The sequence below is a fragment of the Litorilinea aerophila genome (genome assembly GCF_006569185.2).
GTDB classification, from domain to species: domain Bacteria; phylum Chloroflexota; class Anaerolineae; order Caldilineales; family Caldilineaceae; genus Litorilinea; species Litorilinea aerophila.
Genome location: NZ_VIGC02000010.1, coordinates 170,268 through 192,521, shown reverse-complemented (window position 1 = coordinate 192,521; position 22,254 = coordinate 170,268). Strand labels below are relative to the sequence as shown.

Sequence of the window (22,254 nt, the reverse complement as noted above, 5' to 3'; positions counted from 1 at the left end):
AAACGGCACAAAAGAAGTAAACAACAGCGTCCATCTCACGGCAGGAATTCGGCGGTCCTGCCTCCGGTGGTAAGACCGGGCAGAGGGCTGTTGAGTTGGACGAACCGCCGTTGAACCTTTGGGAGGTGTCTTGTGGCGAAACAATCGGCCCATGAAGGCCGCAAATGGCTTTCGGCGCCCGGAATTCTCTTTCTGGTCATCGTAACCCAGATACCCTTTGTGTTGACCCTGTACTACAGCCTGCGCGGATGGAATTTGCTGCGCCCAGATAGTGATGTGTTTGTGGGGTTGCGCAATTTCAGCCGCATTCTGAGCAACAGGGAGTTCTACACCGTACTGGCCAACACAGTCGTCTTGACCCTTTCGGTGGTGGTGATTACACTGGTACTGGGCATGATCCTGGCCCTGCTCCTCAATCGGCCCTTCCCAGGGCGGGGGCTGGTCCGCACCCTGCTGATCTCACCCTTCCTGATCATGCCCGTGGTGACAGCAGTCCTCTGGAAAAATATATTGCTCGATCCAGTCTTCGGCCTGTCGGCGTATGTGGTGAGCCTGCTGGGTCTGCCTGCCATCGACCTGATTGCCCAGTACCCCATGCAAACCATCATCCTCATCGTCTCGTGGCAGTGGACCCCCTTTGTGATGTTGATCTTGTTGGCCGGGCTGCAGTCCATGCCAGAATCCATTCTGGAGGCCGCCAGCCTGGACGGAGCCGGGGGGCTGACCATGTTCCGCTACATGATCCTCCCCCATCTGCAGCGCTTCATCGAGATCGCCCTGCTTCTGGAGACGATTTTCATTCTCAACGTCTTCGGCGTCATTTTTGTGACCACATCGGGTGGCCCCGGCATCGCCACCACGAACCTGCCGTATCAGATTTTTCTGGAGGCCTTCTCCCGCTGGAATGTGGGCCGGGCCAGCGCCTACGGCGTCTTTGCCGTGATCCTGGCTAATATCCTGGTCCTGATTTTCCTGCGGGTCATCGGCAGTCAGAGTGAACAGGAGGCGTGAACCCCATGAAACGGCTACCACTTTCCGGCGCGGTCCTCACCGGGCTGACCTATCTTCTGACCCTGCTCATATTCTTTCCCATCCTGTGGATGGTGCTGACCTCCTTCAAGCCAGAACAGCTGGCCCTGGTGGTGCCACCCCGGATTTTCGTCGCCCCGACCCTGGAAAATTACATGGTGGCGTTCACGGCCTCGCCGTACCTGGAATTCCTGTGGAATACCCTGGTCATCACCCTGTTGGCCACACTGCTGGCCCTGGTTTTGGGGGTTCCCGCCGCCTACGCGATGGCCTACTACCCAACCCGGCGAACCAATGGTACCATGTTGTGGATCATGTCCACCCGCATGTTGCCTCCCGCCGGGGTGATCGTCCCCCTCTACGTGATCTTCCGGGATATCCACTGGCTGGACACCTACCTGGGCATGATCGTGGTCTATGCCGGCATGAACTTTCCCCTGGTGGTGTGGATGATACGCTCGTTCATGCTGGAGGTGCCCTACGGCATTCTCGAGGCGGCCCGCCTGGATGGCGCCAACCTGCTGCAGGAGTTCACCCATGTGTTGCTCCCCCTCTTGCTTCCGGGCCTGGCGGCCACCGTCCTGCTCTGCTTTATTTTTACCTGGAACGAGTTCTTCCTGGCGGTGAATCTCACCACACGCCAGGCCTCGCCGCTCTCGGTCTACATTGCCAGCTTCAAAGCCGCCCAGGGCGATCTCTTTGTGGCAAAGATGTCCGCTGCGGCCACGGCCACCGTCCTCCCGGTGATCGCGGCAGGGTGGGCCACCCAACGCCAGCTGGTGGCCGGCCTGACCCTGGGCGCGGTGAAATAGGTTGGAGATTGAAGATTGAAGATTGGGGAATGGAGATTGGCGGGTCGAGATTGGAGAGTGGGCGGCGCACCAGCGCTCAACACCCATTCTCCCAATCCCCCAATCACCCCCTAGAAAGGACGCTTCCACCATGAAAGCAGTTCTCTTCCCCGGCCCCGAGGCTATCCGCCTGGAAGAAGTGGATGACCCCACCTGTGGCCCCGAGGATGTGATCATCCAGGTGACCAGGGCCGGCATCTGCGGTACGGACATCCACATCTATCGCAACGAGTACATGTCCCAGTTCCCCCTTATCCCCGGCCACGAATTTGGCGGCGTGGTGGTGGAGGTGGGCAGCCAGGTCAAGACGGGCGTGAAGGTAGGCGACCGGGTGGCCGTGGATCCCAACCTCTACTGCGGCTACTGCGAGTTCTGCCGGCGAGAACAGGCCAACCACTGCCGCAACCTGGAGGCCATCGGGGTCACCCGGCCCGGGGCATTTGCCGAGTATGTGGCGGCCCCCGCACGGGCCTGTTACCTGGTGCCAGATAGCCTGGACGACGGGCAGATGGCCTTCATCGAGCCCCTGGCCTGCGTCGTCTACGGCATGAAGCGCCTGCAATTCCCCCCGGCCGAACCTGTGCTGCTCTTCGGCGTGGGGCCCATCGGGCTGTTGCTGTTGCAGAGCCTGCGCCACCGGGGCGCGGGGAGCATCGTGGTTGTGGATAAGCAGCCGGAGCGCCTGGCCCTGGCTGCCCAGTTGGGCGCCAACGTCACCCTGGAAGCCGGGCCGGACCTGCCGGAACAGCTCCGGGAGCTCCAGCCCTACGGGTTTGGGCTGGTGGTGGACGCCACCGGCGTCCCCGCGGTGATCCAGCAGGCCTTCCGCTACCTGCGGCCCCGGGGACAGATGTTGATGTTCGGCGTGGCGCCCATAGGGGCCCAGATCCAGGTTTCGCCCTACGAGATCTTCCGCAACGACTGGCACATCCTGGGCAGCTTCGCCCTCTGCTACACCTTCCAGGAGGCCATCGCCTGGCTGGACACGGGCGTGGTGGATGTGCGCCCACTGATCAGCCATACGCTGCCCCTGGCCGAGTTCGACCAGGGCTTCCATCAGTTCCTGCGGGGTGAAACCCTGAAGGTGCACGTGGATCCCCAGCACACTTCAGGAACGTAGACAAGGAACGTAGGCAAGGTACAGGTCCGTTGATGCGCCATGGAATTCAACCCTTCCAACTACAGCATCCTGATTGTGGACGACACCCCCTTGAATCTGTCGTTGATCGTTGACTACTTGTCCCAGTACGGATTCAAGGTGCGCATTGCCCGCAGCGGAGAGATGGCGCTCAAACGGGTGGCCTATGACCCGCCCAGCCTCATTTTGCTGGACGTGGTCATGCCGGGCATGGATGGTTTCGAAACGTGCAGGCGGCTGCAGGCCAACCCGGATACCCGTCACATTCCGGTGATCTTCATGACGGCGCTGGCCAGCCCCGCTGACAAGGTGCGGGGCTTTGAGGTGGGGGCCGTCGACTATGTCACCAAGCCCCTGCAACAGGAAGAAGTGCTGGCCCGCATCACCACCCACCTGCGCCTGCACGACCTCTCCCGCAGCCTGCAGGAGCAAAACCAGCTCCTGGAGACCCGCAGCCAGCTCGAAAAAGCCCGCTTGCTGGAAGCTGTCAACCAGCAGCGGGAACAGCTCCAACACCTGAATACCAAGCTGACGGAGATCCAGGAGAAGGAACGGAAGGAGCTGGCCCAGGAGCTCCACGACGTCATGGGGCAGACCCTGACCGCCATCCGCATGAACCTGACGGCCATCGAACAGGAGGTGGCCGGTCAGGCGTCTTCCTTTGTCCGGGAGCGATTGGCCGAAGCCATGGAGTTGACGGACCGGACGTTGGAGCAGATCCGGGAACTTTCCCTGGACCTGCGTCCCCCCATGCTGGACGACCTGGGGCTAGTACCCACCCTGCGCTGGTACATGAAACGCTACACCCAACGGGGCCCGGTGGAAGCCCACCTGGACGCTGGCAACCTGGGCGAAAAACGGCTGCCCGCCGAGATCGAGACCACCATCTACCGGGTGGTGCAGGAGGCCCTGACCAACGTAGCCCGCCATGCCCAGGCCACCCGGGTGGACGTCCAACTGGAAGCCGGGGAAAAGGGCATCACCGTGGTCATTGCCGACAACGGCTGCGGATTCGACATGAACGCGCTGTTGGCGAGCAGTAACGGCGCCCGGGGACTGGGCATCCTGGGCATGCAAGAACGGGTCGCCCTGGTGGGGGGCACTTTCCACATCGAATCCGGACCCGGCCAGGGGGTCACCATTCAGTTGACGATTCCGGTGCAGGCAGGGTGAGGACGGGCGCCCCGCCACCGATCGGGCGGCAGCTCCCGCTCCTTCCACCCAGGGGAACCCATTCGGGGGTGAACGCAATGGCGAAAATTCGCATCTTGCTGGCCGAAGATCATACCATTGTGCGCAAAGGCATTCGCCTGCTGCTCGACCGAGAACCCTCCTTCGAAGTGGTGGGCGAGGCCGAAAATGGGCGGGAAGCCGTGGAAATGGCAGAGCAACTGCGCCCGGACATCATCCTCATGGACCACACCATGCCCTTGCTCAACGGGTTGGAGGCTCTGCGCCAGATCAAGAAGCGCCTGCCGGAGATCCGGGTGATCATCCTCACCATGCACACCAACGAGGAATATATTTTCCAGTTTCTCCAGGCCGGCGCGGCAGGGTATCTGGTCAAGCAGACCGCACCGACCGACCTGGTGGAAGCCATCCGGGCCGTGCATGGGGGCCAATCCTTCCTCAGCCCGGCCATTTCCCGCACGGTGATCGAAGAGTACGTCCGCCACGCGGCGCCCACCAAAACCGACAACCTGGCAACGCTGACCGAGCGGGAGCGAGAAGTGCTCCAACTGCTGGCCGAGGGATATTCGGCCAACGAGATCGCCACCCAACTGCATATCAGCGTCAAGACGGTGGGCGTACACCGCATGAACATCATGCAGAAGCTGGAAATCAACAGCATGACGGAGCTGATCAAATTCGCCTTACGCAAAGGCATCATCAGCCTGGAGCCCTGAGTCTACCTTCGGCCCAGGGAAGCCCGGCCCGGGATCCATCGGCCTATGAGTGGCATCGACGGCAAACCTGGCAGTGTCCGGTTCATCCTGGGCATCCTGTGGATGAACCTGCTCCTCCTGGCCGCATGCGCGGGCGGGAACTTTGTCGCGCCCCCTGGGCTGCCCGGGTCAGATGCGTCTCCCCCCTTGCTTTCGCCCTTCACCCCAGAGGCGACGACCTTCGCCTGGGCGGATGTGGCCCGCCCCTACCAGGGGGTCGTCCTGCGGGGGATCAGCGAGAACAGCCCCCCGTCCCTCTACATCCAGGAGGTGCTGGCGCCTGCCTTCACCGCGGAAACGGGCATCCAGGTCGAGCTGGAGATCGATACGCTGCCTGCCATCGAGCAGGCCATCGCCGCAGGTGGCGACCGGTACGACTTCGTCTACGTGGAACAGGATTCCATCTACAGCTTCCTGGAGGACGGTTACCTCACCAACCTGACGCAACTGATGGCGGACCAGGCCCACCTGGTTGTCCCCCTCTTCAACCTGCGGGACTTCACCAATTTCATCAACGAGTTCCGGGATCCCGCCACAGGCGACCTCTACGGGGTCCCCATCGAAGCCTTCATCAAGGTCTACCTCTACCGCAAGGACCTCTTTGAGGATCCCGTGATTCGGGCGGCGTTCGAGACCGAGTACCGATATCCCCTGGCGCCGGCGGTCACCTTCCAACAGTACCAGGATATTGCCGACTTCTTCACCCGCTACGGACAGGCGCGGCAGCTTCCCCTGTGGGGGACGACGGTTCAGGCAGCCGTGGGGGACATCGCCCCTTTCTACGAATTTTTCGAGACCATCGCGCCGGCATTTGGCATCTACAACTGGGGCATCAACCTGGAAACCTACCGGGCCACCGAGGCCCACGGCGGACGGCTGGACAGCCAGCAGGCCAAGGATGCCCTGGCCTTTTGGGTGGGCCTGCTCGACGATGCCCCGCCAGAAGCCCGCCACAGCAACTGGAAAGATGTCTTTGAAACATTCGCCGCGGGACGGGCAGCCCAGGGTTGGGTGTACGGCGAATACGTGGCCGCCCTCGCCACCGACCCGGCCCGATCCCAGGTGGTGGGCAAGGTGGGCGTCGCCCTTCCCCCCACTGCGGCCGGCGTGATCGAGGACGCCACGGTGGGCATGGGCAACATCGGCTACTACGACGGGGCCGCCTTTGGCATCCCCGTTGCCTCTCGGCACAAGGAAGCCGCCCTGCTCTGGCTTCAGTATCTGGGACAGCCGGCCATCCAGCCCCAGTGGGCCGTGGCCAGCGGCCGCGTCGTGCACCTGTCCACTTTCGACGATCCACTGGTGCAAGAACAGAACAGGCACATGGACGGGTACTATTCCCTGATGAAAAAGTACGGCCATCTCTTCAAGGGGTCTCCACCCTTCCCCTTCCACGCGCGCCTGCGCGACATCATCGCGCCCTACCTCCACAAAGCCATCACAGGCGAACTGTCGCCCGGCGCCGCGCTGGAGCAGGCCGCCCAGGCCGCTGATGCCGAGCTGATCCGTCTGGGATACCCCAGGTAGGGAGTGCACTGCGCTTATGTCCACTTCTCAACCCACGTCCGCAGCCACGCAACGCTCGCAGTCGCGAACCGCGCCACCGTTCTGGGAGAGGGGGCGAACGGCTTTTCGCAACCTGGGCATCGGCGCCAAGCTTAACATCGGGTTTGGCATTCTCATGCTGGTGTTGCTGCTGATCGTGGCCCTCATCTTCTCGGTGGGTGGGCAGGCGACCGCCCTCATCGATGTCACAGAAGATGTGCGGGTGCCTTCGGCCCTGGCCTCCGCCCAGGCCCTCTCCAACCTGTTGCGGATGCAGGCGGCCATCCGGGGCTACCTGGTGCTGGGCGACCTGCAGAACATCGACGACTACAACAAAGCTCGGGAACGCTTCGAGAACAACCTGGCCCAGCTCCAGGAGCTCTCTGCCCATTGGACCAACCCAGAGGATGTTGAGCGGCTACAGGCGCTGGTCGCCATCTTCGAGACATGGGCACCCATTCCCCAACAGCTCTTCCAACTGCACGACAACCCCCTGGAGAATCGCCCTGCCCTGCGCATCGAGGCCACCCAGGTTCGACCCCTGGCCGCCGAGTTGCTCCGCCACCTGGAACAGCTGAGTGCCAGCCAGGAAACACACCCGCCCTCGGCCGACAACCAGGCCCTGCTCTCCCTGATGCTGGATTTCCGCAACTCGCTCCAGGCCATGACCACCAACCTGCGGGCATACGCCATCACCGGCGACCTGGCCTTCAAATTCGGCTACGCCGACAACCTGGTGGCCAACAGCAACACCCTGGGCGAGCTGGAGCGTCGCCTGGATCGCCTGCAGCCCGAGCAAGTGGCCATCGTGACGGAAATCCGCCGCCTGCGCAGGGAGCTCCTCAGCCTCTCTGAAACGGTCTTTGCCGCCGCCGAGGGCGAACGCAACTACGAGGACCTCTACCTCTTTACCACCCAGGCAGCCCCCCAGGCCGAGGAAATGCTCACCCTGCTCACCCGCATCGCGGATGAACAGCAGCGGCTGATCCAGCGGGACCTGAACGTGGGGAAACAGCGCCTGTGGATGATGCAGGTGCAGACCATCCTCGGCGGGCTGCTTTCCCTGGTGCTGGGCCTGGTCATGATCAACATCTTCCAACGGAGCATCAGCGGTCCGGTCCAGCGGCTGCACGCCGCGGCCCAACGCATCAGCGTCGGCGATCTGGACTTCCGGGCGCCGGTGGAATCCAACGACGAAATCGGACGCCTGGCCGCCGCGTTCAACAGCATGACCCACCGCCTGCAGGAGACCATCGACAACCTGGAGCGGCTCTACCGGATCAGCCAGGGCGTCATGTCCGCGCGGGATCTGTCCGATCTGGTGGCTGAAGTGGTGGAGGGAGGCAACATCCCGGTGATCAACCGGGCCGTCCTCAACCTGTTCGAGTTTAGCGACCAGGGGCAGGTGACAGGCATGACGGTCATTGCCAACTGGTACAGCGGCCGCGGCACGCCGCCCAGTCCCCCCGGCACCCGCTACCTGCGAGCCGACCTGGAGCTCATCGACCTGCTGCGCTCCCGGGAGCCCCTCTTTTTCAACGACCTGCTCCAGGATCCCCGCACCGATCCGGCGACCCACGCCGTCGCCGAGCGGCTGCACATTCGGGCCATGGCCGTCCTGCCCCTGTGGCGCCAGGAGCAACAGATCGGCGTCCTCTTGCTGGAAGGGGACGAGCCATACGAATTTTCTGAGCAGGAGATCCGGCCCTATGCATCCCTGCTGGTACAGTTATCCGTGGCCATCGAGAACCGGCGCCTGCTAGAGCAGACCCAACAGCGGGCCGTGGAGCTGGATCGGGCCAAGAAGCAGGCAGAAGCGGCCAACCAGGCCAAGAGCGACTTCCTGGCCCGCATGAGCCACGAGCTGCGCACGCCCCTGAATGCGATTCTGGGATACGCCCACCTCCTGTGCCAGGACGAATCCCTCACGCCCTTTCAGCGCAACGCCGCCCGGTCCATCCGGGACAGCGGCGACCATCTCCTCACCCTGATCAGCGACATCCTGGACCTCTCCCGCATTGAGGCCCAGCGCCTGGAGCTCTACCCCACCAACTTCGACCTGACTTCCTTCCTGGAGGGGATCGTGGAGATCTTCCGCATCCGCATCCAGGAGAAGCCAGAGGTCACCCTCGTCTACAGCCCGTCGCCGGGGTTGCCGGCCCAGGTCCATGGGGACGCCAAGCGCCTGCGCCAGGTCTTGATCAACCTCATTGAAAACGCCATCAAGTTCACCGAGCGGGGCAGAGTCATCTTCCGGGTGGAGGCGCTGACACAGCAGCCGGCCGGGCGCGCCGCCGGAGAGGCAGAGGACACAGCCCCGGGCACATCGCCCCCGGTGGCGCGGCTGCGCTTCCAGGTGGAGGACACCGGCATTGGCATGTCCCCTCAGGAGATGGAACGCATTTTCCGCCCCTTCGAACAGGGGGATCACCCCACCCTGCGCGCCCAGGGCGTCGGCCTCGGCCTGGCCATCAGCCAGCACCTGGTCCACCTGATGGGCGGAAGCCTGGAGGTGGAGAGCCAGCCGGGCCAGGGCAGTACGTTCACCGTGACCCTGGAGCTACCCACGGTCGGCACCACGCCGGAGGCAGCCCCCGGCGCAACCCGGACGGGAACGCGAGAAGTGTCGGCACCCCGCGTGCACCGGGAGGATGGCGCCACCCAAAGCGCCTGGCGCAGGCTGGTGACCCGGGAACAGGTGGCCGTCATGCTCGACCTGGCCTGGAAAGGGGAATTGCCAACCCTGAGCCGCTACGCCCAAGAGCTGGCCCAGGCCGATCCCCGCTGCCGCCCGCTGGCCGAGCGGGTGCAGCAGATGGCCGACGCCTTCGATGAAGAGGGGTTGCTGGCGCTGATCGAGTCGCTGAACGGCGGCTGAGGGGAAAAGCGGGCAACCCCAGGGGCGACCGGGAATCAACCGGCCGCCCCTGAGGTTCTTCAACCGGCGTGGTGCCGGTTCCTACTGCCCATACACGTGGGTGTAGCGGTGGTGCAGCTTCGCCACCGCCTCGGGGTCGATCTCCTGGGGTTGGCCCAGCTGGAGGGCCAGGTGCACGGTGCGGGCCACGTCCTCCACCATGACCGCCGCCTTCAGCGCTGCCCGGGCCGTCTTGCCCACGGTGAAGACGCCGTGGTTCTTCAGGAGCACAGCAGGCGACTGGCCGATGTGCTCCACCACCTGTCGGCCGATCTCTTCCCCGCCGATGAGCGCGAACCCGGCACAGGGAATGGGGCCGCCGAACTCGTCGGCAATGGCGGTCAGGTAGACGGGAATGGAGCGCCCCAGCGCGGCAAAGGCGGTGGCGTAGGGCGAATGGGTGTGGACAATGCCGTTGATGTCGGGACGGTGCCGGTATATGTAGAGGTGGCTGGCCGTGTCCGACGACGGCTTGAGATGCCCTTCCACCACCGTCCCCTCCAGATCCAGCACCACGTGATCCTCCGGCCGCAGTTCGTCGTACATGACGCCGCTGGGCTTGATGACCACGTAGCCACTCTCCGGATCCCGGGCGCTGATGTTGCCAGAGGTCCACGTGACCAGCCCCTCTTTGGGCAACATGAGATGGAGTTTCCAGAGTTCTTCTTTCAGTGCGTCCAACATGGGATGCTCAAATCCTGTCTGGTCTCAGGATGCGCTCTCCCCGGAGCCAGTCAATACTTCCCGGCGCAGGGCGCGCAGCCGTTTCATGACGTCGTTGTGGCCGCGGCCGAAATAGTCGTACAGGGTGCTGTAGTCCGCGTAGAGGCGGTCGTAGACGGCCACGTGCTCCGGGATGGGCCGATAGACCACATCCTTGAGGCCGCCCATGCGGCGGGAGGCCTCGAAGATGTCGGCATAGCCGCCGGCCTCGGGCCCCGCGGCCACCGCGCCGTGCATGGCCGCGCCCAGGGCCCCGGCCAGCGCGCTGCGCACCACCCGGAACTCCCGGTTGGTGACATCCGCGTAGATCTGCATGAGCAGGGGGTTGCGGTCGGGCAGGCCGCCGGCAGCCACGATGCGGTTGACCGGGACGCCGTTGCGGGTGAAGGCTTCGATGATCTCCCGGGTGCCGTAGGCCGTGGACTCCAGCAGGGCCCGGTAGATGTCGGGTGCGGTGGTGGCCAGGGTGGCGCCCACCAGCAAGCCGCTCAGCTCCGCGTCCACCAGGGTAGAGCGGTTGCCGTTCCACCAGTCCAGGGCCAGCAGGCCATGTTGGCCTGGCTTCTGCCGGGCGGCCTCCTCCTCCAGCAATTTGTGGAGGTTGACGCCCCGGCGCCGGGCTTCCTCATGGTAGACCGGCGGCACCGCGTGGTCCACAAACCAGGCGAAGATGTCGCCCACGCCGCTCTGGCCCGCCTCGTAGCCGTAGTAGCCGGGCACGATGCCGTCCTCCACCACGCCGCACATGCCGGGCACCTTCACCCGCTCGGTGCCCAGGACCATGTGGCAGTTGCTGGTGCCCATGATGATGGTCATGATGCCGGGTTCCGTGGCCTGGGCGGCAGGCACAGTGACGTGGGCGTCCACGTTGGCCACCGCCACCGCGGTCCCCGGCCGCAGCCCGGTCCAGCGGGCGGCCTCCTCGGTCAGGCCGCCGGCCCTGGCGCCCAGGGGCATGATCTCCCGGCTCATCTTGGTGTCCACGATGTCGGCGAACTCGGGATGGAGCGCGGCGAAGTAATCCCGGCTGGGAAAGCCTTCGCCCTTTTGCCAGATGGCCTTGTAGCCGGCGGTGCAGGCGTTGCGGGTCTCCCGGCCGGTCAACTGCCAGATGACCCAGTCGGCCGCCTCGATGAGGCGGTCGGCGGCGTGGTAGATTTCCGGATCCTCATGGAGGATCTGGAGGGCCTTGCTGAAGAACCATTCGGACGAGATCTTGCCGCCGTAGAGGTCCAGCCAGGGCTCGCCCCGCTCCCGGGCTACCTGGTTGATGAGGTCGGCCTCGGGCTGGGCTGCGTGGTGCTTCCAGAGCTTGACCCAGGCGTGGGGCCGGTTGCGGAACTGGGGCAGCCGGGCCAGGGGAGTGCCGTCGGCGGTGGTGGGGAGCATGGTACAGGCGGTGAAATCGATGCCGATGCCGATGACATCGTCGGGGCTGACGCCACTCTCCTGGAGGACGGCCGGCACTGTCTGTTGGATGGTGCGGATGTAGTCGTCGGGATCTTGCAGGGCCCAGTCGGGCTCCAGGCGAACGCCGCTTTCCGGCAGGGCTTCGTCGATCACGCCGTTGGCGTATTCGTAGACCGCGGTGGCGATCTCCCGGCCGTCGGCCACGTCGACCAGCAGCGCCCGGCCCGATTCGGTACCGAAATCGATGCCGATGGCGTACTTGGGGCTCATTGAGTCACTCCTGATTCTGTCATGGGCCACCGATGGAGCCCGGGAAACCCGCCTCCATCGGTGGCAGGAAGGGAATCTCGGCCCAAATCCTCCGGTCGTTCAGCTATGCCGGTAGACGTCCCAACCCTTGTACTTGGTGAGGGCCTCGTGGACGGCGGCGGCTGTCTGGGAGGGGTTGACCGAGACATGATGTTCGAAGCCGTTGTTGCAGATGTACTGGAGCAGCTTCTGGAACTCGGGCACCCGCACCACGCCGTAGCCGCCAAAGGTCAGCAGGGGATCGTCGGTGAACTCGCCCTCGCCCACATAGGCCCGCATGGTGCCGGTGCCGTCATCGGTGCTGATGCGCAGGTAGGTGAAGGCGTTGGGGTTGATGCGGCCGTAGATGGTGCCGTAGGTGTTCTCGGCGCCCACGGTGCCGGCGATGATCTCCTGGTAGAACATGCTGGGCTGATCTTCCCCTTCCTGCTTGAAGATGTCCCGGGGCAGGTTGCTGCAGTGGAAGACCACCCCCTTGTCGGGATCGTCGCCGTAGTTGTTGTTCCAGTCCACAATGGCGCTGGGCTTCTGGCTGGCCTGGGCCAGGACGTACATGGCCAGGGCGCCCATGATGTCCACCTCGCAGGCGCTGGGGATCAGGTCGTTGCTCATCATGCTCATAAGGGTGCAGGGCACCACGCCGAAGAACTCTTCCATGGCCGTCCAGCACTGGATGGCAGAAGCCTGCAGCCGGTTCTCCTGCATCCAGTTGTCCACGGCCACGCCGAACTTGGCCATCTTCACCAGGGAATCGCCCGGCACGTTGGCCGTCTGTACGTAGTCCTGGATGGCCTGAAGCTTGGCCTGGACCGCCGGGTCGTCGTCCGCCATGGCGTTGACCCAGCCGAAGAGCTCGAAGAGATCCAGCGTCTCGACACTGATGCCGTTCTCTTCCAACAGTTTCTCACTGTAGCGGACGGTGTTGAAGGCGGCCGGGCGGGCGCCCAGGGCGCCCAGACGCAGCCCCCGCAGGCTGCTGGTGACCCGGCAGGTAGCGACGAAGTTGGCCAGGTCCTGCTGGAAGGAAGGGTGACTGGGCGAGACGGTGTGCAGGGTGGTCAGGCTGTAGGGGATGCCGTACTGGCGCAGGTTGTTGCAGACCGACATCTTGCCGCAGAAGCTGTCCCGCCGGTCGGCGATGGTCATGTTTTCCGCGTCGTCGGGGAAGGCGTGGATGAGGACGGGCACGTTCAGGCCGGACCAGCGCAGGGCGTTGGCTATGGCCCGCTCGTCGCCGAAGTTGGGCAGGGTGACCAAGACGCCGTCGATCTCCTTGCGGTGCTGGTCGAAGAGCTCGGCACACTTGCGGGCATCCTCCAGGCTTTCGATGCTGCCGTAGGTGGTGTCCTCGGGCGAGAGGGTGACCACGTTGATGCCGGCATCGGAGAGGACCTGCAGCACCTCTGCCCGGCCTGTCTCGCACAGGTGGCTTGGGAAAAAGCCCCGATTCCCCACGATGAGACCCAGGGTTACAGGTTTCACGGTATCTTCTCCTTTACTCATTTGCTGACTGGGATGGTTTTGGCTGGTATCGTTTGACTGGTATCGTTTTCGGATGGCTGACAGGGACAGGCGGAAATATCCGTCTGTGGCTCTATTGTCACCCAATCCGGGCCGATGGCGAAAATTGGGAACGGGCAGGGACACAGCCAGGGGCGTCCGGCCTCACTCGCCCTTGACCGCCCCTGCCGTGAGCCCCTCCACCAGCCGCCTTTGGACGAAGGAAAAGAGCAGCACGGTGGGCACGATGGTGAGCACCGTGGCGGCCGCCACCTGCCCCCACCGGATCAACAGGGCGGAGGAGAGGCGCTGGATGATGAGCGTCAGGGTAGCCGTGCGCTGGCTCTGGGTCACGATGGAGACGATCAGATAGTCACCCCAGGAAACCACAAAGGAGAAAAACGCGGCTACCATGATCCCCGGGGCTGCCACGGGTAAGATCACGTAGATCAGGCGCTGCAGGATGTTACAGCCATCAATGCTGGCCGCGTCGTCGATCTCCCGGGGCACGTTATCGAAGTAGCCCGCCAGCATCCACATCTGAAAGGGCAAGACCAGGATCATCTGCCCCAACACCACCCCGATGACCGTGTCCAACAGGAACAACGAGACAATAATGAGATAAATCGGAATCACCAACAGCACCTGGGGGAACATCTGGGTGGAGAAGATGCCCAACAGCAAGGGCTGCCGGCCTGGAATATCAAAGCGACTCAGCCCATAGGCGCCTGTGATGGAGCAGGCGAGGGAAAGTAACGTCACCGTGGCCGCGATTTTGAACGAATTCCAAAAGTATAAGGGAAAGTCGGTCACCGAGAGGATGGTGCGATAGTTTTCAAGGGTATACGTCGACCAGGGCGTCAACACCCGGCCGGTGAAAATGGACTCCTGGGTGCGGAAAGACGTGTAGATGATCCACAACATGGGCACGATAAAGAAGAGCAACGCGCTCAGGACCACCAGATACGCCAAACCGGCGTGGAGGAGCCGCGTGTATCTTCGACTGCGCACGGTTCACCTGGCCTGCCTTTCCGAAAGGCGAACGTAAACGACAAAGTAGAGCATCAACAAAATGAGCATGACGGTGCCAACGCTGGAGGCATAGCCGATGCTGTAACTGTTCCAACTCAGGCGGTAGACATAGACCGGCAGGACATCGGTGGCATTCACCGGCCCTCCCCCGGTAGCCAGGTAGACAAAATCAAAGTTGTTGAAGGTCCACAGCACGTGGATGGTCACCATGACCACAATCATGTTGCGGATACCGGGCAGGGTCACATAACGAAAACGATCCCAGGCATTGGCCCCGTCGATTTCGGCCGCCTCATATTGAGCCCGGGGAATGGCCTGCATGGCCGCCAAAAAGGCCACCCCGTAAAACGGCACATTACGCCAGAGGTGGAGCATCATGATAAAGGGCAAGGCCACCTGGGGATCCCCTAGCCAATACTTATTGAGCCGTTCCAGGCCAACGCTGCGCAGAAGGATGTTGATCAACCCCACATCGGGCTGGGCCATGAACTTGAACATGATCACCGTCGCCGCAACCGGGATCACCCAACTGGCCATGATGATACTCTTGAAAAAACCCATCCCCGGCAGGTCCTGCCGCATGGCCGAGGCCAGGATCAGCCCGCCGATGAGCTGTAAGAGGACCACCACCACCGTGAGCAACACCGAGTGGTACAGGGAGATCCAAAAGACATCGTCCTGGAGCATCCGCCGAAAATTGTCCATCCCCACATAACGCACATCATCCCGCAGCAAATTGGCGTTGGTGAAAGCCATGCGCAGCCCATCCACCAGGGGATAAACGGTGAACAGCGCCATGACCAGCAGGCTGGGCAAAATCAGGAGCAACCCCTTGTAGCGCTCTTGCATCGTCAGGCCTTCCAACGTGTTGTCAAAGGTCTACAGCGCACTCCCGGCGCCAGTGATCTCCAGGGAATCGGGAGGCGAAGGCCTCCCTGCCACGACCTTCGCCTCCCGCTCCTCCATCAACAGTGTCGCCGCTACCTACAGTTCACCATTGGCCAACAAGGTCATGATCTGATCGTAGAGCCACTGCGCTGCTTCGGCGGGTGTCTGCTCATCATAGATGACGAAATTGACCGCCCGCAGGTTGGCTTCGCTGACCGGCCCCCAGTTGATGGGCGCCATGGCCACGGCAATGGGCAGTTGATCTGCAAAGCCCTGGATCCACCAGCCGATCTCGCTTTCGGTGAACTGGGGCATTTCCAGCGAGTCCCTACGGGCCGGAATGCCGCCAGAATCCGCCAGCCAAAGGGCCATCTGCTCCTTGGAAGTGATAAACTTGATCAGCTCCCAGGCCTCATCCTTGTGGCGGGAATAGGCGTTCAGCATGATGGGTTTCACTTCTAGATAGGTAGCCGGGACGCCCCCTTCAGCCACGGGCAGCGCGGTAATGGCCGTACGATTTTCCAGGATGTCCTTGGCCACTTCCCCTTCTTCCCGGCGGCCCCACAGCCACGGCCCCATGGGCACCATGGCCCACTTGCCGGCCACATACCCCGGATCTTCCACAGGCCAGCCGGTTCCCCGCACGTTGGGATCGATGGCAGGGTAAGGCACGCTCTCCGCATCAAAGAGGGCATCGTACAGGCTCAACACCTGCTCAAGCTGCTCCACAGTTGCCTTGAACTCGACCTGTCCATCGACCACCTCAAACATGTTCTGGCCGCCGCTGACCTGATAGTACCAGGACATGAACTCCTGGGCGGCCCGGGGATCCCCCACCTCGGTGCAGAGGAAGAACCCATGCACTTCGCCATTGGTCAGCTCCGTAATTTTGCGGGCCGTTTCGATCAGCTCTCCCCAGGTCTTGGGCACCTCCAGGCCGTGCTCTTCAAAGATATCCTTGCGATAGATCATGGCCCGGGCATTGGTGTTGTAGGGGATGCCCCACAACTTGCCGTTGATGCGAAGGGGCTCCAGGGTGCTTTCCACAAACTGGCTGCTATCTTCCCAGGCGGCAAAACGCTCATCCAGGGGTTCAATCAGCCCTCGCTGCACGTAAACCGCCGTGTCCTCCAGCAGACCTTCGATGACATCCGGCGTTCCACTTTCAGCCTGCAACAGGAACTTGTCCCGTTGATCCTTATACTTCCCTGGCCCATAGAATGTGTCCACCCGAACGTTGGGCAGGGCAGTCCGGACGGCCTCCTCCCACTGCGCCACGTAGGCAGGGGAAACCTCCTGGGTGACAAAGGGCATGTTCCAGAACGTCAACGTCACCGGTTCCTGCGCAGAGCCAGAAGTGGCTGCAGGAGAGCCAACGGGCGCACAGCCCGCCCATAGCAGAGCCAGGGCCATTACCCCCAGCATCAGCCCCAAACGACGAAGATACCTGTCCATACGGTCAACCTCCTTTGCGGGGAAACATTGGAATACCGATCTAAGGAAGCCACCCACGCGATTCGCCTGCAGGGAGGGGCGGCCGTGGGGTGGCTGGCGGAAATAAAACGTTTTAATCGGTATGCAACTATCATATCACAAACGCCCGTGAAATGTCAAACAATTGAACGATATGACCACAGCCCCTGCCCCTTCGTTGACATCCAAATGCTTTTTCTGTACAATCGACCCTGGGTTCATATCACCGATGTTCGCCCATGCCCTGGAAGGCAATAAAATATACATGGATCGGCGACCTGAAGGTTTGTCTGCCATTGGGACGATGCGCTTGAATGGTGCCATCGGCCAGACAGGTCGAACGTCAACTGCCTGCCAGGCACCTTTGCACGGCCCTCCATACCTGACCATACCATTTCTTGAATCGGCCAATCCGACCTGATCCCTCTCTTGGGCCGATGACAACATTCGAGCACCCAAACACGCTGTCGTAGGAGGATTTATGGCGAAGTTTCAGACAGACCAGATCCGGAATGTGGCCATCCTGGGCCACAGTGGATCCGGCAAAACGACCCTCACCGAGGCGCTGCTCTACCACACCAAAGTCATCACCCGGCTGGGCCGCGTCGAGGATGGGACCACCGTCTCCGACTGGGACCCGGAAGAGCATCGCCGCGGGATTTCCATCAACCTGTCGGTGATTCCCATTGAACACGGCAACCTGAAGTTCAACCTCCTGGATGCGCCTGGCTACCTGGACTTCGTGGGAGAGGTCATCAGCGCCCTCCACGTGGCCGAAGCCGGTCTGGTCCTGTTGGATTCAGTGGCCGGCGTGGAAGTGGGCACAGAGTTGGCCTGGGAACGCCTCCAGAATCTGAATAAACCCCGCATCGTCTTCGTGAACCGGATGGACCGGGAAAACGCCAACTTCCAGAAGGCAGTGGAGAGCCTGCGGGAGACCTTCAGCGACGCCACCATCATCCCGATGCAGTTGCCCATCGGCCAGGGCGAAAACTTCCGGGGCGTCGTCAGCCTGGTGAGCATGAAGGCGTACCTGGGGCCGGAGGGCAAGGAGGCCCCCATCCCCGAAGAGATGGCCGATGAAGTGGAAGCAGCCCGCATGGCCCTGGTGGAGGCCGCAGCCGAAACCGACGACGAGCTCATCATGAAATATCTGGACGGGGAAGAGCTGACGCCCGAGGAGGTGCGCCGGGGCCTGCATCAGGGGGTGAAGGAGTGCACCATCGTGCCTGTCTACTGCGGCTCCGCGGTCAAGGGCATCGGCATGGAACGGCTGCTCAAAGCCCTGGGCCGCTACGTGCCCGCACCCACCGAACGAAGTATCAAGGCCACCCAAAACGGCGAGGAAATCGAACTCACCAATGATCCCAACGGCCCCATCGCCGCCCAGGTCTTCAAGACCATCATCGACCGCTACGTGGGCCGCATGAACTATGTGCGGGTCTTCTCCGGCACCATCCACAAAGAGGAGCGCCTCATCAACGCCCGCACCGGCAACGAAGCCCGCTGCAGCAACCTCTTCGTGGCCCGGGGAAAGGACCTGCAGCCCACGGATCAACTGGTGGCCGGCGACATCGGCGTTATCACCAAGCTGGATGATCTGGTCACGGGCGACACCTTGACCACACCCGCTGCGCCCATCACCATTCCCAAGCCGGAGTATCCCCAACCCCTCTACTCGGTGGCCATCACCCCGGCCACCCAGGCGGACAGCGCCAAGATGGGCCATTCGGTGGCAGCCCTTGCCGAGGAAGACCCCACCTTGCGGCTGGAGTATGTCACCGCCACCAAGCAGAACGTCCTGCAGGGCATGGGCGAAACCCACGTGGACGTGGCTGTCCAGCGGTTGGAGCAGCGCTACGGCGTCAAGGTGGAAACCTCCATCCCCAAGGTGCCCTACCAGGAGACCATCAGCCAGGTGGCCCAGGCCCAATACCGCCACAAGAAGCAGACCGGCGGTGCCGGCCAGTTTGCGGAGGTCCACATGCGGGTGGAGCCCCTGGAGACCGGCGCCGGCTTTGAGTACGTGAGCGAAGTCTTCGGGGGCGCCATCAGCAGCGTCTTCCTGCCCTCCATCGAGAAAGGGGTGCGCCAGGTGATGGAGCAGGGGGTCATCGCCGGCTACCCGGTGGTGGATGTCAAGGCCGTGGTCTACGACGGCAAGGAACACCCGGTGGACTCCAAGGATATCGCCTTCCAGACAGCCGGGCGGGAGGTCTTCAAGCTGGCCGTTCAACAGGCCAATCCCGTGCTCCTGGAGCCCATCTACCGCATCGAAGTGACCGTGCCCGAAGAGTACATGGGCGACGTCATGAGCGACTTCAACACCCGGCGGGGTCGAGTTCTGGGGATGGAGCAGAAGAACAACCGCACGGTCATCCGGGCCCTGGTGCCCCTGGCCGAGGTGCTCCGCTACGGCACGGACCTGCGCTCCATGACCCAGGGTCGGGGCGTCTACACCATGGAATTCGACCACTACGAACCGGTCCCCCGGCACCTGATGGACGAGATCATCGCCGCCAGCAAGGCCGCCGAGCAGGAACGATAGCCCGGGCACGCTCCCGGCTCGCCGCGGAATCGGCCTCGCTACCATCCCAAAGTCGACCGTCACCGATTCGCATCACGACAGAGAGGGCAGCCCCTGCAGGGGCTGCCCTCTCTGTCTGTGGGTGGGCCTGCAACGTGGATCGGCAGCCAGGCCGGTCTGCGGTTGTTCCCTGCTGGCCAGCCTGCGCCACTGGTCCCATGGCCGGCCTGCACTGCCAGACGGGACGCCGGGCTGGCGCCAACGGTGGAGAGAGGCCGGGCTACGACTGCTGGAGCCGGGCCTTCTCGGCCTGGAGCGCCAGCACAACCCGCTCCCGCTCAGCCACAATTTGCTGAACCTGGCGCTCCTCGTCCAGCTCACCACCTCGCCCCCGCAGGTAAGCCTCCAGATCCGCACAGAGACGAGAGAGGTGCAGCGCGCCCAGGCTGGCGCTGCTGGATTTCAGGCTGTGGGCCGCGCGCAGCCTGGCCTCCTGATTGTCCTCACGCGGGGGCTGCAGGAGCGTCTCAACCAGCATCCCGGACTCCTCCAGGTAGGTGTCAATGAGTTCCACCATGAGATCCGGTTCGTCCGGCCCGATCATCTCCACGACCGCCTGGAACTCTTCCTGGGAGATGGCCGGCGGCAATGAAGCGCTTTCTGAGGAGGCGGCATCAGGCTTGTTGTTGTCCATGCTCTGGTTCATGACATTCCTTTCACAACAGCGTGCTGGACCAATGGATGTGGATGCAAAGGGTGGATGCAAGTGATAGCAGAGCGGTAAAAGTGAGCCCGTTGCTTTTAAGTATAACATAAGCGCGGGCCGCCATCGAGTATACCAAACTCCAGACAACGGCTCGATCCCTCCCACAGGCCGATTTGGCCCCTTCTCTGTCCATCCGCTATACTGTGCGTTTGTGAGCTGGCGGGCTATCGTCGGCTTTTTTTTTGAACGCACTTTGATGCCAGATTGTCGTAGGTGATCCCAATGCACACCTTGCTGGTGGTTCTGCTGCAGATCGCATATGCCCTCTCGGTGATCGGCCTGGCCCTCTACGGCTTCCACGCCCTCTGGCTGAGCTGGCACTACCGTCGCTACCAGGAGAAACCACCCTGCAGACGCCCCACCCCAGACCAGGATTGGCCCACGGTCACCGTCCAGTTGCCCATCTACAACGAATATCACGTGGTGGAGCGCCTGATCGACGCCTGCGCCCGCCTGGATTACCCCAGCGACAAGCTGGAAATCCAGGTCCTGGACGACTCCGACGATCAGACCACCGCGCTGGCCCAACGCTGTGCTGCCCGCTGGCGCCGGGCCGGCCGCCAGGTGACGGTGATCCGCCGGGCCTCTCGCCAGGGCTACAAGGCCGGCGCCCTGGCCCACGCCCTGCCCCTGGCCCGGGGCGAGTTCATCGCCATCTTCGACGCGGATTTCATGCCGCCTGCCAACTTCCTGCAGCGTACCGTCCCCTATTTCCTGGACGAGGCCAATGCACGCCTGGGCTTTGTTCAGGCCCGCTGGGGCCACCTGAACGCCGACTACTCCCTGCTCACCCGCTGTCAGGCCCTGGCCCTGGACGGGCACTTCGTGGTGGAGCAGGCCGGGCGGCAGGCCGCGGGCTACCCCTTCGGTTTCAATGGCTCGGCCGGTATCTGGCGTCGGGCCTGCATCGAAGATGAAGCGGTGGGACAGTGGCAGAGCGACACCCTGTGCGAAGACCTGGATCTCAGCTACCGGGCCCAACTGGCCGGCTGGCAGGCCCTCTACCTCAACAGCGTGGAGGCCCCGGCTGAAATCCCCCCCCAGCTCTCGGCCTTCAAACGGCAACAGTTCCGCTGGGCCAAGGGGAGCGTCCAGGCCCTCCGCAAACTGGCCAGGCCGGTCTGGCGCAGCGGCTGGCCCCTGGTCACCCGGCTGGCCGCCCTGGCCCACCTGGGCAGCTACCTGATCCACCCGCTGCTCCTGGCCATGGTGCTCCTCTCGCTGCCCCTCATGGCCCTGGGCGTGGACCCGGCTGCGCCCCTCTCCTTCCTGAGCCTCACTTCCCTGGGGCCGCCCTTGCTCTATGCCACGGCCCAGCGCCAGCTCCATCCCCGAAGCTGGTTCTGGCGTTGGGCGCGCCTGCCCTTTCTGATGCTGCTGGGCACCGGCCTCAGCTTCAACAATTCCCTGGCCGTGGCCCAGGGCCTGCTGGGCCACCACAGCCAGTTCCTCCGTACGCCCAAATTCCACGTGCAGCGGGCCGGCGATGGCTGGCAGCAGAGCCGCTACCGCCTCCCCCTGGAAGTCGGCACCTTCATCGAGCTGGGGCTGGCCCTCTACGCCCTGGCCGCCATCGGGCTGGCTGCCTACCTGGGACGCTGGTGGTCCATCCCGTTCCTGGCCATCTACGCCGGCGGGTATGGGCTCATGGCGGGAGTGGCCCTCTGGCAGGCCTGGGAAGCCTTCCTGGCCCGGCCAGAGCAGCCAGCCAGTAGCCAGGATGGACACCCACTGCCCACCAAAGGCCGGTTGTGAAACAGGGCACAGACTGTCCGGGAGAATTTTGTCAAACCTCCGGCACAACTGTACAATGGTCAAGATCCTGCCAGAACGGCCAGGGCTGGACCCGCAACATTCACATGACAGTGGAGAGCACCGTGGAAACCATGGACAGGGTAGTCACCATGAAGAAGTCAGACACCACCTGGATGGAAGATCCAGACGAGATCATCGTGCTGGTGAACCGCACCCGCAACAACTACATCCTGGAGCTGCCTGCCGGGCGCGTCCGCCTGGATGCCGGCCGGCGTATGCGGACCCTGCGCGCCATCTTGAAGATCCCCCAGATCAAGGCCCTGGTGGATCAGGGCGATCTGGCCGTCGAGGAGGGCTGAGCAAGCGCCCGGGCATTCCCGCCACGATCGGACAGGCAGAACCGGACAGACGCGGCCAGACAAACGCCAGACAAACGCGGTCTGAC

Annotated in this window: 17 protein-coding genes; 10 read left to right on the top strand and 7 right to left on the bottom strand. The window is 63.1% G+C overall.

Annotation, left to right across the window (positions count from 1 at the left end):
• The first annotated feature begins 132 nt into the window (after positions 1-132).
• From FKZ61_RS09960 to FKZ61_RS09930, 7 genes are all read left to right on the top strand, one after another.
• Positions 133-1,011 carry a carbohydrate ABC transporter permease gene (locus tag FKZ61_RS09960; protein WP_211358502.1) on the top strand — a complete coding sequence of 293 codons (879 nt, stop codon included), beginning with the start codon at positions 133-135 and terminating at the stop codon, positions 1,009-1,011.
• A gap of 5 nt (positions 1,012-1,016) precedes the next feature.
• The gene (locus FKZ61_RS09955; protein WP_141609958.1) at positions 1,017-1,841 is read left to right on the top strand and encodes a carbohydrate ABC transporter permease; all 825 of its coding nucleotides are present in this window, start codon (positions 1,017-1,019) and stop codon (positions 1,839-1,841) included.
• A gap of 130 nt (positions 1,842-1,971) precedes the next feature.
• The gene (locus FKZ61_RS09950) at positions 1,972-3,000 is read left to right on the top strand and encodes a zinc-dependent alcohol dehydrogenase family protein (RefSeq protein WP_141609957.1); all 1,029 of its coding nucleotides are present in this window, start codon (positions 1,972-1,974) and stop codon (positions 2,998-3,000) included.
• 39 nt (positions 3,001-3,039) lie between these two features.
• Positions 3,040-4,191 (top strand): ATP-binding response regulator, encoded by a 1,152-nt coding sequence (locus tag FKZ61_RS09945; protein WP_141609956.1) that lies wholly within the window; start codon positions 3,040-3,042, stop codon positions 4,189-4,191.
• Positions 4,192-4,268: 77 nt separating this feature from the next.
• The gene (locus tag FKZ61_RS09940) at positions 4,269-4,925 is read left to right on the top strand and encodes a response regulator (RefSeq protein ID WP_141609955.1); all 657 of its coding nucleotides are present in this window, start codon (positions 4,269-4,271) and stop codon (positions 4,923-4,925) included.
• Positions 4,926-4,970: 45 nt separating this feature from the next.
• Positions 4,971-6,491, top strand: coding sequence for an extracellular solute-binding protein (locus FKZ61_RS09935; RefSeq protein WP_141609954.1), 1,521 nt, complete (start codon positions 4,971-4,973; stop codon positions 6,489-6,491).
• 16 nt (positions 6,492-6,507) lie between these two features.
• The gene (locus tag FKZ61_RS09930; RefSeq protein WP_141609953.1) at positions 6,508-9,387 is read left to right on the top strand and encodes an ATP-binding protein; all 2,880 of its coding nucleotides are present in this window, start codon (positions 6,508-6,510) and stop codon (positions 9,385-9,387) included.
• Between the two features lie 81 nt (positions 9,388-9,468).
• Here FKZ61_RS09930 and FKZ61_RS09925 read toward each other — a convergent pair whose 3' ends face one another.
• The 6 genes from FKZ61_RS09925 to FKZ61_RS09900 all read right to left on the bottom strand — a co-directional run bounded on the left by FKZ61_RS09925 (position 9,469) and on the right by FKZ61_RS09900 (position 16,743).
• Positions 9,469-10,110 (bottom strand): L-ribulose-5-phosphate 4-epimerase, encoded by a 642-nt coding sequence (locus tag FKZ61_RS09925; RefSeq protein ID WP_141609952.1) that lies wholly within the window; start codon positions 10,108-10,110, stop codon positions 9,469-9,471.
• Between the two features lie 24 nt (positions 10,111-10,134).
• Positions 10,135-11,829, bottom strand: coding sequence for a ribulokinase (gene araB, locus FKZ61_RS09920; RefSeq protein ID WP_141609951.1), 1,695 nt, complete (start codon positions 11,827-11,829; stop codon positions 10,135-10,137).
• A 99-nt stretch (positions 11,830-11,928) separates the two neighbouring features.
• Entirely contained in the window at positions 11,929-13,371 is a 1,443-nt protein-coding gene (locus tag FKZ61_RS09915) for an L-fucose/L-arabinose isomerase family protein (protein ID WP_141609950.1), read from the bottom strand.
• Positions 13,372-13,533: 162 nt separating this feature from the next.
• Positions 13,534-14,379: a carbohydrate ABC transporter permease gene (locus FKZ61_RS24270; protein ID WP_141609949.1), complete on the bottom strand. Its 846-nt coding sequence runs from the start codon at positions 14,377-14,379 to the stop codon at positions 13,534-13,536.
• 3 nt (positions 14,380-14,382) lie between these two features.
• Entirely contained in the window at positions 14,383-15,249 is an 867-nt protein-coding gene (locus FKZ61_RS09905) for a carbohydrate ABC transporter permease (RefSeq protein WP_141609948.1), read from the bottom strand.
• A gap of 135 nt (positions 15,250-15,384) precedes the next feature.
• Entirely contained in the window at positions 15,385-16,743 is a 1,359-nt protein-coding gene (locus tag FKZ61_RS09900) for an ABC transporter substrate-binding protein (protein WP_141609947.1), read from the bottom strand.
• A 499-nt stretch (positions 16,744-17,242) separates the two neighbouring features.
• On the opposite strand from FKZ61_RS09900, the gene fusA reads away from it, so the two are divergent.
• Entirely contained in the window at positions 17,243-19,309 is a 2,067-nt protein-coding gene (gene fusA, locus FKZ61_RS09895) for an elongation factor G (protein WP_141609946.1), read from the top strand.
• A 259-nt stretch (positions 19,310-19,568) separates the two neighbouring features.
• On the opposite strand, the gene FKZ61_RS09890 is transcribed toward fusA, so the two are convergent.
• The gene (locus FKZ61_RS09890) at positions 19,569-19,994 is read right to left on the bottom strand and encodes an Hpt domain-containing protein (RefSeq protein ID WP_170199523.1); all 426 of its coding nucleotides are present in this window, start codon (positions 19,992-19,994) and stop codon (positions 19,569-19,571) included.
• 282 nt (positions 19,995-20,276) lie between these two features.
• Here FKZ61_RS09890 and FKZ61_RS09885 point away from each other — a divergent pair, with 282 nt between their 5' ends.
• Both FKZ61_RS09885 and FKZ61_RS09880 read left to right on the top strand, forming a co-directional pair.
• On the top strand, positions 20,277-21,809 hold the full coding sequence (locus FKZ61_RS09885; protein ID WP_141609944.1) for a glycosyltransferase: 1,533 nt from the start codon (positions 20,277-20,279) through the stop codon (positions 21,807-21,809).
• Positions 21,810-21,958: 149 nt separating this feature from the next.
• Positions 21,959-22,168, top strand: a complete 210-nt coding sequence (locus FKZ61_RS09880; protein ID WP_141609943.1) for a hypothetical protein — start codon at positions 21,959-21,961, stop codon at positions 22,166-22,168.
• Positions 22,169-22,254: the final 86 nt, after the last annotated feature.

Bases quoted from the DNA above. Each gene is read 5' to 3' on its own strand.
- araB (WP_141609951.1), bottom strand. From the start codon at position 11,829: ATGAGCCCCAAGTACGCCATCGGCATCGATTTCGGTACCGAATCGGGC.
- fusA (WP_141609946.1), top strand. From the start codon at position 17,243: ATGGCGAAGTTTCAGACAGACCAGATCCGGAATGTGGCCATCCTGGGC.
- FKZ61_RS09890 (WP_170199523.1), bottom strand. From the start codon at position 19,994: ATGAACCAGAGCATGGACAACAACAAGCCTGATGCCGCCTCCTCAGAA.
- FKZ61_RS09900 (WP_141609947.1), bottom strand. From the start codon at position 16,743: ATGGACAGGTATCTTCGTCGTTTGGGGCTGATGCTGGGGGTAATGGCC.
- FKZ61_RS09885 (WP_141609944.1), top strand. From the start codon at position 20,277: ATGCACACCTTGCTGGTGGTTCTGCTGCAGATCGCATATGCCCTCTCG.
- FKZ61_RS09945 (WP_141609956.1), top strand. From the start codon at position 3,040: ATGGAATTCAACCCTTCCAACTACAGCATCCTGATTGTGGACGACACC.
- FKZ61_RS09930 (WP_141609953.1), top strand. From the start codon at position 6,508: ATGTCCACTTCTCAACCCACGTCCGCAGCCACGCAACGCTCGCAGTCG.
- FKZ61_RS09940 (WP_141609955.1), top strand. From the start codon at position 4,269: ATGGCGAAAATTCGCATCTTGCTGGCCGAAGATCATACCATTGTGCGC.
- FKZ61_RS09925 (WP_141609952.1), bottom strand. From the start codon at position 10,110: ATGTTGGACGCACTGAAAGAAGAACTCTGGAAACTCCATCTCATGTTG.
- FKZ61_RS09935 (WP_141609954.1), top strand. From the start codon at position 4,971: ATGAGTGGCATCGACGGCAAACCTGGCAGTGTCCGGTTCATCCTGGGC.
- FKZ61_RS09915 (WP_141609950.1), bottom strand. From the start codon at position 13,371: ATGAGTAAAGGAGAAGATACCGTGAAACCTGTAACCCTGGGTCTCATC.
- FKZ61_RS09955 (WP_141609958.1), top strand. From the start codon at position 1,017: ATGAAACGGCTACCACTTTCCGGCGCGGTCCTCACCGGGCTGACCTAT.
- FKZ61_RS09880 (WP_141609943.1), top strand. From the start codon at position 21,959: ATGAAGAAGTCAGACACCACCTGGATGGAAGATCCAGACGAGATCATC.
- FKZ61_RS09950 (WP_141609957.1), top strand. From the start codon at position 1,972: ATGAAAGCAGTTCTCTTCCCCGGCCCCGAGGCTATCCGCCTGGAAGAA.
- FKZ61_RS09905 (WP_141609948.1), bottom strand. From the start codon at position 15,249: ATGCAAGAGCGCTACAAGGGGTTGCTCCTGATTTTGCCCAGCCTGCTG.